Annotated in this window: 14 protein-coding genes and 1 riboswitch; of the genes, 7 read left to right on the top strand and 7 right to left on the bottom strand. The window is 61.6% G+C overall.

All coding sequences use genetic code 11. From position 1 onward, the window contains the following. The first annotated feature begins 8 nt into the window (after positions 1-8). A riboswitch (SAM riboswitch) is annotated at positions 9-160 on the top strand. A gap of 278 nt (positions 161-438) precedes the next feature. The 5 genes from thrC (at position 439) to GA615_RS14135 (ending at position 4942) form a co-directional block, all read left to right on the top strand. After that, a complete protein-coding gene (gene thrC, locus GA615_RS14155; protein ID WP_152051949.1) occupies positions 439-1713 on the top strand; it encodes a threonine synthase in 1275 nt (424 codons plus the stop codon). 130 nt (positions 1714-1843) lie between these two features. After that, positions 1844-2116 (top strand): ubiquitin-like small modifier protein 1, encoded by a 273-nt coding sequence (locus tag GA615_RS14150; RefSeq protein WP_152051948.1) that lies wholly within the window; start codon positions 1844-1846, stop codon positions 2114-2116. Positions 2117-2247: 131 nt separating this feature from the next. Beyond that, positions 2248-3300, top strand: a complete 1053-nt coding sequence (locus GA615_RS14145; RefSeq protein ID WP_152051947.1) for a ThiF family adenylyltransferase — start codon at positions 2248-2250, stop codon at positions 3298-3300. A gap of 75 nt (positions 3301-3375) precedes the next feature. Continuing rightward, the gene (locus GA615_RS14140) at positions 3376-4533 is read left to right on the top strand and encodes an aminotransferase class V-fold PLP-dependent enzyme (RefSeq protein WP_152051946.1); all 1158 of its coding nucleotides are present in this window, start codon (positions 3376-3378) and stop codon (positions 4531-4533) included. A gap of 160 nt (positions 4534-4693) precedes the next feature. Continuing rightward, the gene (locus GA615_RS14135) at positions 4694-4942 is read left to right on the top strand and encodes a hypothetical protein (RefSeq protein WP_152051945.1); all 249 of its coding nucleotides are present in this window, start codon (positions 4694-4696) and stop codon (positions 4940-4942) included. A gap of 375 nt (positions 4943-5317) precedes the next feature. Here GA615_RS14135 and GA615_RS14130 read toward each other — a convergent pair whose 3' ends face one another. The 6 genes from GA615_RS14130 to GA615_RS14105 form a co-directional block, all read right to left on the bottom strand. Beyond that, the gene (locus GA615_RS14130; RefSeq protein ID WP_152051944.1) at positions 5318-6052 is read right to left on the bottom strand and encodes a BON domain-containing protein; all 735 of its coding nucleotides are present in this window, start codon (positions 6050-6052) and stop codon (positions 5318-5320) included. 373 nt (positions 6053-6425) lie between these two features. After that, entirely contained in the window at positions 6426-6746 is a 321-nt protein-coding gene (locus GA615_RS14125; RefSeq protein WP_152051943.1) for a hypothetical protein, read from the bottom strand. 333 nt (positions 6747-7079) lie between these two features. After that, positions 7080-8207 (bottom strand): hypothetical protein, encoded by a 1128-nt coding sequence (locus GA615_RS27855; RefSeq protein ID WP_201750190.1) that lies wholly within the window; start codon positions 8205-8207, stop codon positions 7080-7082. A gap of 231 nt (positions 8208-8438) precedes the next feature. Beyond that, the gene (locus GA615_RS14115) at positions 8439-9146 is read right to left on the bottom strand and encodes a CAAX prenyl protease-related protein (protein WP_152051942.1); all 708 of its coding nucleotides are present in this window, start codon (positions 9144-9146) and stop codon (positions 8439-8441) included. Between the two features lie 186 nt (positions 9147-9332). Next, on the bottom strand, positions 9333-10007 hold the full coding sequence (locus GA615_RS14110; protein WP_152051941.1) for a hypothetical protein: 675 nt from the start codon (positions 10005-10007) through the stop codon (positions 9333-9335). Between the two features lie 207 nt (positions 10008-10214). Continuing rightward, positions 10215-11267 carry a DUF1559 family PulG-like putative transporter gene (locus GA615_RS14105; protein WP_152051940.1) on the bottom strand — a complete coding sequence of 351 codons (1053 nt, stop codon included), beginning with the start codon at positions 11265-11267 and terminating at the stop codon, positions 10215-10217. 144 nt (positions 11268-11411) lie between these two features. Between GA615_RS14105 and GA615_RS14100 the strand changes: the two genes are divergently transcribed. Continuing rightward, positions 11412-12605, top strand: coding sequence for a tetratricopeptide repeat protein (locus GA615_RS14100; protein ID WP_161602335.1), 1194 nt, complete (start codon positions 11412-11414; stop codon positions 12603-12605). A 46-nt stretch (positions 12606-12651) separates the two neighbouring features. Here the strand turns inward: GA615_RS14100 and GA615_RS14095 are convergent, their stop codons facing one another. Continuing rightward, positions 12652-13122 carry a hypothetical protein gene (locus tag GA615_RS14095; RefSeq protein ID WP_152051938.1) on the bottom strand — a complete coding sequence of 157 codons (471 nt, stop codon included), beginning with the start codon at positions 13120-13122 and terminating at the stop codon, positions 12652-12654. Positions 13123-13416: 294 nt separating this feature from the next. On the opposite strand from GA615_RS14095, the gene GA615_RS14090 reads away from it, so the two are divergent. Then, positions 13417-14856, top strand: a complete 1440-nt coding sequence (locus GA615_RS14090) for a protein kinase domain-containing protein (protein WP_152051937.1) — start codon at positions 13417-13419, stop codon at positions 14854-14856. Position 14857: the final 1 nt, after the last annotated feature.

Genomic DNA, 14857 nt, shown 5'->3' with positions numbered 1-14857 from the left:
CGGCACGCATCTTATCCAGAGTGGCTGAGGGACGGGCCCTGCGACGCCACAGCAACCGATCCGCCAACCTGGGCGGATGCTGGTGCTAATTCCCGCCCACCGAGTGTGGTCGACCTTCCGGAGGTTCCGCATCGGATGTTTTCTTGGGGAGAGATGAGATGGCCTCCATGACCCGTCGGCACAGACCAACGAGTCTTCCGGATCAGCCCTGCCCCATCGCCTCGCCGCCCTGCCCACCATCAGCTCTGGATTGAGACGGCGCTGCCGGATCGGAACGGATCATGGCGTTCGGTCCCGTTACGGAAACGTTCCGTGACGCGATGGCCGACGCCCGGACCCGTGCCGGCGATCCCCTCGTGCGGCCTCGATGCCCCCAAGGCATCCTGGTGATGCATGAAGCCTTCGGGAGCCGCCGAGCCGACCTCGGGAGAACCACCGGTGAGTTCCGAATTCGTCCGCGGCCTGACCTGTCGCCTTTGTGGGAAGCAGTACCCCAAAGAAGCCCTGAACTTTTGCACGGAAGACTTCGGCCCACTGGAGGTCGAATACGATTACGAGGCGATCGGCCGAGCCTTGAGCCGCGAGGCGATCGAACGCCGCCCCCGGACCATGTGGCGCTACAAGGAACTGCTGCCGATTGACGGCGAGCCGACCGTGGGCTTGCAGGTCGGCTGCACGCCGCTCATCAAGGCCAAACGCCTGGCCGAGGCGCTCGGCATCCGAGAACTGTACATCAAGAACGACGCGGTCAATCATCCGACCCTCTCGTTCAAGGACCGCGTGGTGGCTGTTGCCCTGTCGAAGGCCGTCGAGCTGGGCTTTGATACGGTCGGGTGCGCCTCAACGGGGAACCTGGCCGGATCGGTGGCGGCGAACGCCTCGGCCGCGGGGCTGAAGGCCTACGTCCTGATCCCGGACAACCTGGAACAAGGAAAGGTCCTGGGCGCGACGATCTACGGTGCAAAGGTCGTGGCGATCAAGGGGAATTACGACCACGTCAACCGGCTTTGCTCGCAGATTGCCTTCCGGTTCGGCTGGGGGTTCGTCAATGTGAACCTCCGGCCGTTCTACGCCGAAGGCTCGAAGTCGATGGGCTTCGAGATCGCCGAGGATCTGGGCTGGCGAACGCCGGATCACGTTGTCGCCCCAATGGCCGGCGGCAGCCTGATCGGGAAGATCTACAAGGCGTTCAAGGAGCTGGAAGGCTTGGGCTTCGTGGACCCGGTCAAGACCCGGATGTTCGGCGCCCAGGCGGCGGGCTGCAATCCGATCACCAACACGGTGAAGACCGATGCCAAGCGGGTCAAGCCGATCCGGGACCCGCAGACGATCGCCAAGAGCCTGGCAATCGGCGACCCGGCCGACGGCTTCTTTGCCTCGAAACTGATGCGCGAAACCGGCGGCTGGGGTGAAGATGTGGACGATGACGCGATCGTCGATGCCATGAAGCTGCTGGCCGAGACCGAGGGCGTCTGGGCCGAGACGGCCGGCGGCGTGACCCTGGCCGTGACCCGGAAGCTGATCGAACAAGGAAAGATCGACCGCGACGGCTCGACGGTCATTTGCATCACGGGCAATGGCCTGAAGACTCAGGAAGCGATTATCGATCGCATCCCCCTTCCCCCGGTGATCGCTCCCAACCTTGCAGAGTTCGAAGCGTTGGTCGGTGCGTCTGCCCCGGCTGAGTCGGAACTGACTCCAGTGGGTGCCTGAGCTCCGTCGGCAAGTCCCCTCCGGATCGAACCAAGGCATGGACTCTGGAGGGGACTTGTCCTCGCAGATGCGTTGACAAGTGATTTCATTGATCGGTCGCAGTGCAATTGAAAGTGAGGCAGCGCCCCCGATGGCCAAGGTCAGCATTCCTACTCCGCTCCGTCCGTCAGCCGATGGCCAGGCGTCGCTCGAAGGCGCTGGAACCACCGTTGGCGAGGTTCTCGCCGATGTCGGTCGTCAGTATCCCGACCTGCACAAACGGCTGTTCGCAGGTGAAGGCCAGCTGCATCAGTATGTGAATGTTTTCGTGAACGACGAGGACATCCGCTTCATGGACGAACTGGACACGCCCGTGAAGGAGAGCGACGAGATCGGCATCATTCCGGCGATTGCCGGAGGCTGACCCGCTCGGGCTCGAACGAATCACGCCGGGGAAGGGCTGACTCTTCCCCGGCGGGAAGCTGGGCCTGGATTTGAGCGATCGGCTGCTCCTGAACACTCCCTTTCCCGAACCGAATTGAATCGACACCGACCATGCAACCCTTTGCCGACGTTCCCGCCGAACTTGAACGCTACAGCCGTCAGATTCGCTTTCAGAACCTGGGTGAGGACGGCCAGCGCAAACTGATCAACAGCCGAGTGACCATTTGTGGCTGCGGAGCGCTGGGCACCGTGCTGGCGAATCACTTGGTGCGGGCCGGAGTCGGCTTCGTGCGGGTGGTCGATCGGGACTTTATTGAAACGCACAACCTGCAACGGCAGATTCTCTTTGACGAGAACGACGTTGCCGACAACTTGCCCAAGGCTGAAGCGGCCGCTCGGAAATTGCGAGCGATCAACAGCCAGGTGACGATCGAGCCGGTCGTGACGGACATCGATCATACGAACATTCTCGATCTGGTTTCCGACGCCGATCTGATTCTCGACGGCACCGACAACTTCGAGACGCGCTATCTGATCAACGACGCCGCCGTGAAGCTGGGCAAGCCCTGGGTCTTCGGCGGGGTGATCGGCAGCGAAGGGCAGACGATGACCATCTTGCCCGGCGAGACGCCGTGTTTGCGATGCGTTGTCGAGACGAGCCCGCCACCAGGCATGACCCCGACCTGCGAGACGGCTGGGGTGCTCGGTCCAGCGGTGGCGGTGGTGGCGTCGTTCGAGGCGGTCGAGGCGATCAAGATTCTGGGGGGCAAGCAAGCGTCGATCAACCGAGAGTTGATCATGTTTGACATCTGGGACTGGTCGTTCCGCCGTCTGAAGATTGCCTCACTCAAGGGGAAAGTCAATTGCCCGTGCTGCGGCCAACAGAACTTCGAGTGGCTCGAAGGGAGGATGGGATCGCACACGACGGCCCTGTGCGGACGGAATGCCGTGCAGGTGGCCGCCCGGCGGGATTCGCCCCTGGATTTTGCCGAACTCGGCGGTCGGCTCGCGCCGCTCGGAGAGGTTCGGCATAATGCGTATATGCTTCGGTTTGCGACCGAAGGCTACGAGTTTACGGTGTTTCCGGATGGTCGGGCGATCATCAAGGGAACGAACGACATTGCCAAGGCCCGGACCCTGTACGCTCAGTTTGTCGGTAGTTGACGATCGCTGGAACGAGAACGACCTCACCGCCGCATTGCCGCCTCCGCCCGGACCATCCTTCGTGGGAATCCGCAGATGATCTATCTCGACAACGCCGCCACCAGTTTCCCCAAGCCCGAATCGGTCTATCAGACGCTTGACCGCTTCGCCCGAACTCAGTTGGCAAATCCAGGGCGGTCGGGGCACCGGATGGCGACGGAGGCCGAGCGGTCACTGGATCAGGCACGGCACACGCTCAATCAATTTTTCAACGGAGAGGAGCCGGAGCGCTGGATTTTCACCCTCAACTGCACCGATGCGCTGAACATGGCGATCAAGGGGGTGGTTAATCCGGGCGATCATGTGATCACGTCGGATCTGGAGCATAATTCCGTCAGTCGCCCTCTGGTGGCCATGGAACGGGCCGGGACGATTACCCTGACCCGGCTCAGTTCACACGAGGGCTATCTCGACCCCGACGAACTTCGGGCCGCGATCACGCCGAAGACGAAGCTGGTGGCCCTAACTCATGCGGCCAACGTGCTCGGGACCGTCCAGCCGATCGAGGCCATTGCGCCGATGGTTCGGGAGGCCGGGGCGCTCTTTCTGGTCGACGCGGCGCAGTCGGCCGGGGTTGTGCCGATCGACCTGCGAAAGACCCCGATCGATTTGCTGGCCTTTCCCGGACACAAGGCACTCTATGGGCCAACAGGGACGGGCGTGCTCTACGTGGGACCTCGGGCCTCGGTCCGGGTCTGGCGAGAAGGGGGCACGGGTGGCGACTCGAAGCATCCGGTCCAGCCGGAGGAACTCCCCTATCGCCTGGAAGGGGGCACGCCGAACGTCCTGGGGATTGCCGGGCTGGCCGAGGGAGTTCGGTGGGTCGCCGGTCAGACGATCGAGGCGAATCGCCGCCACGAGGTTGATCTCTTGCAACGGGTGGTCGACTGGGTCGAGGGGAATGGAGACGGCTGGCGGATCGCCGGACGATGGGACCCGGCCACGCACGTCGGCGCCCTGTCTCTCATCCCCCCGGATCAGGACGTCTTTCCGTCGCAGGATCTGGCGCTTGGCCTGGACGCGAGCCACGGCATCGCCGTCCGGGCCGGTCTGCATTGTGCCCCCTATATTCATCGGGCACTCGGCACCTATCCCGACGGAACATTACGGGTCAGTCCGGGCCCGTTTAATACGGCGGAGGACATCGAAACGTTGCTCAAGGCCCTCACTGAGATGACGGCCGGTGTGCTTTGAGTTGGGTGCCGAGCCACCATTGGACGAAAAAGTTCGGGGTCGAGCCTTGCGAAACGGGTCTCAGGTGGCCAAGCTACTAGGCCTGGGGAGAGAGAAGACCACCGAAATTGGCAAAGTGGCGTCTTCCCCGGATCGATCCTTTGAATCAAGAAGGTGCACCTTGAAGGCTCTTACCTCCGCATTTTCGATCGCCGCCTTGTTTGCTGCCCTGGTCGTCCTGCCTGGTTGCGGCGGTGGCGATGAAGCGGTTCCTCCCGCTGACGACGCGGCCGCGACCGAGCCGATGCCCGGCGATGACCTGATGCTCGAAGACACCGGCGAGGCCGGTGCGATGGAAGGTCCTGCCGGCGATCTCGAAGGGCTGGATGCTCCGGAAGCCGAAGCTCCTGCCGAAACCGAAACCCCTTGATTTGAAGACCTGATACGCTTCCGAAACCTTCGATCGATCGCTCTCTCCCGGATTGATTAGACTGTGGGTGTCGGGAACAACCAGGAATGCAACGACCCGCTCGAGTCCAGGACTCGGGCGGGTCGTTTCGTTGAAAGCCGCACAATGCCCGTTGGAGCCGAACGTCCTTTGAGCGGATGATCCCTGAAAACGACCCGAGGGTCAGGACGCTGCCGAAGCAACGCCTGACCCTCGGGTTCGGAAGTGCCTCCCCCCGCCATTGCACGGGGCCCCGCACGGCAGATCGGTCCGTTGCCGAGGGCAAGGAGGCCTGACGATTCGTCGGGAAACGTTTCGCCAGGCACTCGCTTGCCGGATCGGGTTCGGGGTCCGATCTCAGTAGGCAAACAAGCCGAACGGGTAGGGCGTGAAGAACGGCCGGGTGTAGTGCTTCTTGAAGTCGAGGAACCAGATGCCGTCATCCCACCGCAGCGTCACCGCGCGCCAATCGAGGGGGACTTCCGGATACGGATGGATCGGTCCGATGTTCGGCCATGCCTGCCAGGGGTAAGCCGTCGGGTAGCCGACCGCAGAGAAATTGGGGTAAGGAGCGTAGCTCGGCCAGGCGTAGTTCGGGTAGCCTGGGCTCGATGCCTGGGTGCCACCACCGAAGCCGGCGGGGCCTTCGGGCAGCGGGCCGCCCATGCCGGCATCACCCATGACGGGAGCGGCTCCCATCATCGGCGCTCCGATCGGGCCACCGCCGAAGGTGGTGCCAGAGTTCATCCCACCGTGAGCGACCTGATACTGGGTCGCCTGAACGCTGTCGTCGTTGGAGACGAGAATGCCATCAAGAACCGTGTTCACCCCCGAGAGGTAACGGACACGTTCGATGGCCGCCGATCGCTGCGCGGCATTGGAAACGGTGCCCGAGAGGGTCACCACTCCATCCTTGGCAGAGATCGAAAGTTGCTGCCCCGACAGAGCAGGAAGCGACCGCAGGGCCGCGGCCACGTCATCGGCGGTTTGCTGGTTTGAAACGCGGTCTCCGGCCATGGCCGGGGCCGCCGCGACGAGGGCCGCGGCCAGCACGCCCGATGCGATCGAAATCCGTTTCAGCATCGCGATCATTAGGTCCATCCTTTCCCGCCGATGGCCGATCGTTCTCCGGGCCCGGTCGTCGAGCGGGGAGACGACCGGTTCCCGTCGCACGCAGTCCCGGAAAGTCCGGGACTCGACCCGGGCCGAGTCCGACGGCACCGCGCCGAGGTCGTAAGGCTCAAGGTCGGACTCTTCCGTAAATCCCCCTGCAGTCACGGCCCTCGAAGGACCGGCACCAGAGAGCGAAAGGGACGAACAGACGAGCCGACGAGCGAACGCTGGTGCAATGATCGGAATGGAGCGGACCCTTTCGGCGGAAAAAAAATCGGGGCCAGGCGGCCCCGATGAGGATGGGATCGATCAGGTAGACCTGGCCGGTCAGGGGGCCGGTCTCGACTTCGATTCAGGAGGTCGCCGTGCCTTCAGGGGCGATCCAGACCGTGTGGGAGTCGGATGTGTCTCGACCCCCTCCGACCGTCATCCCAATCAGCAGGGTGGTCATGGTCAGCCCGGCAAACAGTCCGAACTCCGAATCCTGATGACCACACAGGGCTCCGGCAACGCCAAGCCCCACAACCGCCACCACAAACGCGAACTGACCGCGCTCGACCCACCGAGGCCCTGCAAACAACCGAGTCAAGCACAGGGCGAGCACGCCGAAAACCTGAAAGAGAATGACCAGCGAATCGAAGACGAAACCGTGGTGGACCGGGATCAAGTCCATGCGCATTCCCTCCTTGGGCAGACGTTGGTCGGTGACAGGGAAGTCACCCGGAGCAGACTCCGTGATCCGATTCCATCGCATCCTGCGTCGGAATGGCAAGAGGTGATGCTCGCCTCGTAAGCAGACCCGGTGCCAAAGTGCTTTGAGGGGCAAACTTCGAAGCAATCCCCGTCAGTTCAAGAGGAATTCTTGAGAAAAAAGAACCCCCTCTCCCGATTTTTGTCGGAGAGAGGGGGGCGATTCCGAACAACCCTCAGGGTCATTCTTTCAATCGATTTCATTCGGAAAGTCTACGCAGGCAGCCTTGATTGCCCAGTCTGCCGGTGAGTGGACTCAAGGGCGGTTGCCCTGGTTTCGATTTCGATTTCGATTAAGCTGCTCCATGGCACGACCACCCATGCGCTTGATCTCGGAAATGCCGGTGACGTCGTTGACTTTCCAACCGCTTCGTTCCTTGCGAACATCGATCCGGCGTTGCAGGGTGCTGCCGTAGTCGCCTTGCTTGCGGAGGATGAAGCTCACGATCCCGGCGGAGGTGGGGCGACTCATCTGAGCGACCTCAAAGCCTTCGAATTCGTCAGCGATGATATTCAGTTCTTCTTCGGTGAGGCTCATCTCACGAATGGCCTGGAAGGTTCGTCGTCGAGCCGAGGTTTCGGCTTCGCGAGGGGCTCGCAGGGCGGTGGCTTCGTTGAGACCCTGAATGTCCTTGGCATTGACGGCATTGAGGAAGGCGTCGACCGCTCCCCTGGGAGAGTCGAAATTCGCGGGTTCGGAGGAACCGGCCCCTCCAGGGAAGCCGCCCGGTCCGCCCGGGAAGCCGCCCGGTCCGCCCGGGAAGCCGGGAGGTCCGCCGGCCTCGAACCCACCAAAGCCGCCGGCCTCGAACCCTCCGGGAGGACCGGCCATGCCGGGCATCATCCCTTCGCTGCCGACGGGGGGAACGCCGGGCATTCCTCCGGCCGGGCCACCCATCATGGCCATCATGGGATCGTTTGGCCCAGGTTGCCCAGTTGCTCCTGCCGGAGGACCTCCGCTGCGTCCTCGGGGGGCGGACGGGTCGTTTGCGGTGTTCACCGCGGCAAGCATCTCGTTCAGGGCGGCATCACTGGCCAGGTTTCCCTCGGGAGCGGCGGTCAGGCCACCGGTGACGGGCGAGACGGGGGTGGCTCCCGCTCCGGGCTGGCCGGCGAGTGGACTGACTGCGCCCGGTTCGGAGGGGCCGGCATCTGGGGAGAACCCGACCGGAGCCCCGGCAAGAGGGGCGGCCTGCGGTCCCGCAGGAGCGGCTGCCGGAGGGCCTGGGGCAGGAGGAGGAGCCGGGGCACCGCCAAAACTCGGATCTCTCATGTCGACGACCGGAACCTCGTCGTCGCCTCCCGATCCTCCTCCACAACCCGTCACGAACAGGCAGAGGGCGATTGCCGGTAAGCCGGCCTGCCAGGCATCGATGCGTCTCATCGGTCTTCGTCCTCCTGCGCGATGAAGGGATCGGGGTCGGGTGAGCGATCTGGAACGGAACGGGCCAATCATTACCGTGACACGAATCGCCCCAAAACGGTTGCGTGCTCGCCCACGTGCTCTATTATGCCGCTGTTTGTGTCTCGGGAGAAGGGTTGAAATGTCGGTCGTCGCGTCATCTCAACGCCTTCCGTCGATCAAGCGGTCCGACGGCTTGGTGAGGGGCGACCACTACCAGAAATGATACTGCCCTGTGGTCAAGACATAGATTCCCAGCACAAGATTCGCCACAGCGTGGCTCAGAACGCAGGCCGAAACGCTTCGGGTCAGGTGCAAGAGCCCAGCCCAGGCCAGGCCGGTCAGGAGGGCCGGAAGCCATTCGGGATGGACCATCATGAACGCGGCGGAGGAGACGACCGCGGCCAGGGGCGTGACCCGTCCAATCGGGACACGTCGGAAATCGTCGGGGTCGATCACGACTCGAATGAGAAACGACCGCCAGAACAGTTCTTCAAAGATCGGGACGAGCACCACCAGGCCAATCATGCGGATTGCCACAAACCCCCAGAAGCTCGCCGGGCCGAGCACGCCTGGGTCGAACCCTTCACGAGTTCCCCCACCGAGAAAGGGGAGTGGGGGATAGAGGCCGTCGATCCCGACCCAGACGACCGTGACCATGACCCCAAGAACCACGGCCAGCACCCAGCCCCCGATCGCTGGTGTTTTCTTCAGGTCGGCCCAGGCAGATCGGCCAAAGACGACCATGATGATCGCGGTCAGGACGGCCTTGACGGTGTAGGCGACCGGGTACCAAGAGGTTTGTTGTTCCTCCGGGATGAACGCCTCGGCCTGAGTCAACAGGATGTAGGCAAGCATCGGAGCAACGTAGGGAACGAAGGTCCAGAGGCTTGCGACCTCATGCTTCGATTCGGTGGACATCGGTCAATGGCCCCGCAGCGATCCTTGATCAAACGACCTCGGAGGGATCATGCGACGCAATCGACGATCGTGCAACACCCTGGCCACCATCTGGCAACGATTGTGCGAGGGAGGACTTTCGGTGGGGACGGGACTCAGAATCCAACGGATCTGACGCATCGGGAAGGTGGCGCGCGATCCGATGGACTACGCTGAAGGCGAGGAGGATTGAGCGTTCTGATCGGGAAGGGCGTACTGGGGAGTGGCGAGCATCGCTTCGAAATGTTCGACAATCTCAGGATGTTCCTCGCGATGAGGCGCGAGGAGCGTCTCGGCCTGTTGATGAATCATCCGATTGCGACGCTCAAGAATTTCGGCCACTTCGACCTTGATGAAGTCGTCGAAGGCGAGCGAAAACTTCTTCTGAAACTCGGGGTAAAATTGTTCTTCGCCGGTGCGGGCCGCCACATCGGCTTTCAGGGCATCGACTTCTTCGCGGAGATTTTTCCCGGTCTGGTCTTCCCAGCGGCGAATGACCTCACGGATATGGTCAAGTTCTTCCTCGGCTTCGAGCTTGGGCATGAATCGAGGAGGATCACCGTCTGATCCGTTAGCGAAATACGCTTCGTACTGGTCGAGCCGGTCGAGCAAATCCTCGGCGTAGTCGTAGTCGAGCTGCTGATAGGTCATGCTCGTTTCATTGATCAAGTCGCTGAGCTTGCCCTGCAACTCACGGAAGAGTTCAGGATTGGATTCCATGACCACGGAACTGTCGGCGCCCGGTTCGGGGGTCGAGGGGGTGCCACACCCGTTGGCCAGGAGCAGGATCAGCAGCGAGGGCAACGTCAGGATGACAGGGGTTCGGACTCGGAGAGGGCTCACGGCAAGTTCACCTGCGGTCGGATGCGAGAGAGGGATTGCACCAGGAGGGGGATGATTGACCACAATGGCCGAATGGGGCGTGCGTTGTGGTCAATCGTGTGAACAGAACAAGGCACGATCACACGTTGAACTCTCTGCGAATGGGAGACGCTGGGGTCGTGCCGACCCCAGCGAGGAAGTGAGCGTCACAGATCGCCGTCGACGCGATCAGTACTGATCACTGGAAACCAGTTCGTTCCCGGCTCGGGTGCTGAGCCATCGATAAACATCACGATTAATCGTTTCCTTGATGGCACGGACGCTGCCATCGGCAAACAGGAAGTTGACGACGCCGGAATGCTGGCTGCGGTAGCCGAACCCCGCTCGCCAGTTTCGGCTGTCTCGAATGCCGTTCGCGTCGCCGTTGTGTTCCGTCACCTCGTAATTGATCGGAACATTGACGGTGCCGGTGGTTCCGTTGGGGTTCGGCCAGGTGAACCAGTCGCACGATTCAAAGAGGGTTTCACCGACGGCGAAGGTATTGCTTGTACCGTCGATAATATCTCGGATCGAGGTCGTACCCCCCGAACGATTCATGATACCGGTGTGGGTATTTCCTTCACCGAAGCCGTTGTTTCGAGCCACGGGAAGACTGGTGGTGTACGGCCACCAGTTCGGGTCATCGGGGTGATTGTCCCCCAGGCTTCCGACATAGCTGAGCTTTGGCCCCGAGTTCAGCGCGGTATTGGTCGTGAAGTTCCAGCCGACCCCCGTATCAACGCGAGTGTAAGGAGAAAAGGTGGGAGACGGGTCGCTTGGGCACATCAAGGTACTAATCGGTGTCATCATTCCGGTGTGGTTCATTTGTGTATGCAATCCACCCGGGCCGCCCGCGACACCAACGTTGAAATTGATCGCGTTATAGATCGGCTGCTGTTCCAGATAAGGCAACGTCATGGCGATCCAGCTATGCCCCCAGCGAGCCTCGGGGTGGACGCCAGGGGTGGCCGCGTTGTAAACAGGCGTGGCACGCCAGAATGAGGTTGGGAAGGCCCCCACAGTGTCGTGGTAATTGTGCAGTGCGATGCCAATCTGCTTCATGTTGTTGGTGCATTGCGCGCGTCGAGCTGCTTCACGAGCTGCCTGAACGGCCGGCAGCAGGAGCGCGATGAGAACACCAATAATAGCGATGACCACCAGGAGCTCGATCAGGGTGAACCCCGAGGATCGAGAAGGGCTGGAGCCCGTCGTGGTCCGTCTTGGGAGAGAGAAAAGGACCATGCCGAAGCGTCTCCTTGATTCGCTTGTCAAGCCTTCATGCACGACTCATAATGAAAGGCGTATGTCATGCTGGTGCATAACCACGGGTGAGTCAACAAAAAATCCGCTTGATCATTCCTTTTTTTTCGTTGGTGGATGTCTGCAATGGAGAGATCCCGATGGCTTGGACTGATGGTCGTTGCTGTGGTGCTTCTACTGGGCGTGGTGACAGTGTACTGGTGGCAGGGGCGGCCCGAACGTCATCTTCAAGAGGCCGAGCGACTCCTGGAAGATGGAAGTCCCATTGAGGCATTGCAATGGCTTGACGTTCCCGCCAAAGAGCCGGAAACGCGACCTCGGGCCTTGTTACTTCGAGCTCGGGCAGCGATTGATCGAGGACGACCATCGGAGGCGGTCGAGCCACTCGACCAGATTGATGCCGAGGGGCCCCTGGCGGCCGAAACGGCGTTCTGGAAAGGTCGAACGCTGATGGCGGCGGGGCAAACGCTCCGTGCGGCGGTTTGGTTTCAGGACGCGCTTCGCCGGCGACCCGACCAGATCGAGACGCTTCGGTGGCTGGCCGCCGCTTCGTATGAACTGGGAGATCTATCGACTGCGATTGATTCGCTTGAGACCTTGACTCGGCTCCAGCCCGGCGACGCTCCCGCGTGGCGGACGATGGGATTGATCCAGAAAGAACATGCCGAATACGAGGAGGCCCGAGACGCGTATCAGGCATCCTTGAAGGCCAATGCCGATCAGCCGGACGTACGGATGGAACTGGCGGAGGTCTTGATGGAACTGAGCCGCCACGACGAGGCGATCCGGTTGCTCGAAGCCTGTCGGGGACGAGTCAATGAGCCGGATCGGTTGGTTTTGCTGGCCCGCAGCCTGTATGAAGTGGGTGAGCGAGCCGACGCTCGACACCACCTTGAGCAGGGCTTGAACGCCGTTCCTGATGATCCGGCCATGCTTGCCGAACGGGCACGCATCGACCTGGCTGAAGGAAACTTCTCGGCCGCAGTCGAGGCGTTGGATGAGGCACTGGGCGCAGAGCCGATCAATCCCGACGGATTCTATCTCCGGAGCCAGGCCCACCGGCGACTCGGGCATCCGGAGCAGGCCGACCAGGATCTGGCCCGCTCTCAGGAGTTAACCGAGGTGAAAACCGCCATTTCGAACCTGATTCGAGAGGCCGACCAGTCGCCCGATTCGGCCGAAGTCCGCTATCGGCTCGGAACGCTCTGCCTCGAATTGAATGATTCGAAGATGGCGGCGGCCTGGTTTCAGGCCGCCCTGGCTTGCGATCCGAACCATGAGGCGGCTCGGCAAGGACTGCTCAGCCTTCGATGGCGTTGAAATCCTTTGCCCGGACGTTCTCGGAATAGGGGCGGCTGGTTCTCCCTCAGTCAGTGAGGTCGATTTCGAAAGTATTTGAACCGGGTTCGACCGTATAGCGGAGCGGTGATTGCTCGGGATTTTCATATTTGGCGGGAATCGTCGCGCCGCCACCAAGGGAATACTCAAACGTAATTGTGCCGTCCGGGTTCGGTTCCGGAGTGGTCTTCGGTGCGGTCTTGGCCTGGATGGTCACGACGTGCTGGCCAAGGACCGCTCCATCGCCGGTGTTGAACGTTGTCAGGACAAAACGTCCATTGGTGTCGATTTTGCCGATAGCAACATGCCCCGTGTCGGAGCCTTTATCCTGAGCGGGAGAGAAGACGACGGAGCCTTCGGTCAGCGGGCTTCCGTTGTGGGTCACCGTTCCCGAAACTTTCCCCATGGGAGGTTTCGGCCCGCCTCCACCACCGCAGCCGAGCATTGGTGTTGAGACAACGAGTGAGAGAAGAACCATCACTGCCTGATGTTTGATCATTGCATGCGTCTCCTTCGGTCAAATGGATCGAAGTGTCCCGGGCAGGATCTTATTGACCAGGAAAATCCTTCGGTGTCAACAAGGGGGTGGGCTGAGTCATCCTCACGGTGACACTTCAAAGGAGAAGGAAGATGGTCGTCATGGAGGAGGCGTGAGAAGGGAATGCACCGGCAGGGGAATTCACGGGCGATGGTTCGTACGCTCCGAGGTTGCTCTATGATAGAACCGTCGGGCCAATCGTACGGTTTCCGTCGCTCGAGGTGATCCTGGAACGTCTGTGTTGGAGACAGTTGGATGTCCGTTGTCGAGCCGATGATCGGCCGCGCTGCTCCGGAATTCGACCTGCCGGCCGTTTCGGCGGATAAGGGGATGGGTCGGGTCCGGTTGATCGACTATCAGGGGCGGTGGTTGGCCCTGATCTTCTACCCGAGGGATTTCTCCCTGATCTGTCCGACCGAACTGACAGCACTGGCTGACCGAGTCGATCAGTTTGCTCGAATGAATTGCGCGATTCTCGGCATCAATTGCGACTCGATTGATTCGCATCGTCGATGGCTCGCGACGGAACCGGAACGCGGGGGACTCGGTGCGATTGCCTTTCCCCTGGCCAGCGACGAGGGAGGTCGTGTCAGCCGTGAATTCGGCGTGTACCAGGACCCTCCAGGAGTTGCGTTGCGGGGATTGTTTTTGATTGATCCGGACGGGAAGATCCAATATCAAACGGTCCATGCGCTTGGGGTTGGCCGACGGGCTGACGAAGTGCTCCGCGTTCTCGGTGCCTTGCAAAGCGGAGGGATGTGTCCCTCGGGTTGGGGTCTGGGAGACGCGGTCCTCGATCCGACCCGGCTCCTGGCTCCGGGACGGGTTGTGGCGCAGTATCGGATCGAGCGACGGCTGGGGGAAGGGAGCTTCGCGGCAGTCTTTCTTGCCATCGATGAGACGCTCCGGCGGCCGGTGGCCTTGAAGGTGCTCAGACCGGGAGTCAGTGCTCGGCCGCGAGCGTTACTCGATGAGGCGCGGGTCGCGGCTGGGTTGAATCACCCGAATATCTGTACCGTTTATGCCGTGGATGACAACGACGGTGTTCCGCTCATCGCGATGGAATATCTCGATGGGACGCGACTTGACCGTTTGATTGCCTCGGGCACATTGACGATCGCCGAAGCGGTCGAGATTGCCCGACAGATTGCTCTGGGCATGGCCGCGGCTCATGAGGCGGGGGTGGTTCATGGAGATCTGAAGCCGCAGAACATCCTGGTCGATGCCTCGGGGCATGCGAAGATCGTCGATTTCGGGCTCGCTCGTCGGATCGAACATCCCGCCGACCCGATGGATACGGTGGATCGCGACGACCTGGGGACCTCTGCCGGGCTGACGGGCACCCCTGGCTACATGGCGCCGGAACAGGTGAGAGGCGAGCCCTCCTCGATGGCCTCGGACCTGTTTGCAATGGGATCGATCCTGTTCGAACTCTTGACCGGTCGGCCGACGATTCAGGCGAGGACGATTCTTCAGGCGCTCGACGCCATCCGAACGATCGACCCCGAAACGCTTGCCGCAGAGGTCCCGGATTCCTTCGCGACGATCGTCCGGCGGGCACTGGAGCCGGACCCCAGCCGACGGACCTTGACCATGCAACAGATTGCCGAGCAACTTCCCCTCGCGCTCGATCAATTCGAGGCAATCCAGGGTGTTCGGACACCGGAACGCGAACCTTTTGGTGACGACACGTAAC

Origin of the sequence: Tautonia marina, from assembly GCF_009177065.1 — a bacterium.
Taxonomy (GTDB): Bacteria; Planctomycetota; Planctomycetia; order Isosphaerales; family Isosphaeraceae; genus Tautonia; species Tautonia marina.
Note: the sequence above shows the minus strand (reverse complement) of the source record. Positions and strands in the feature narration are given on the sequence as shown.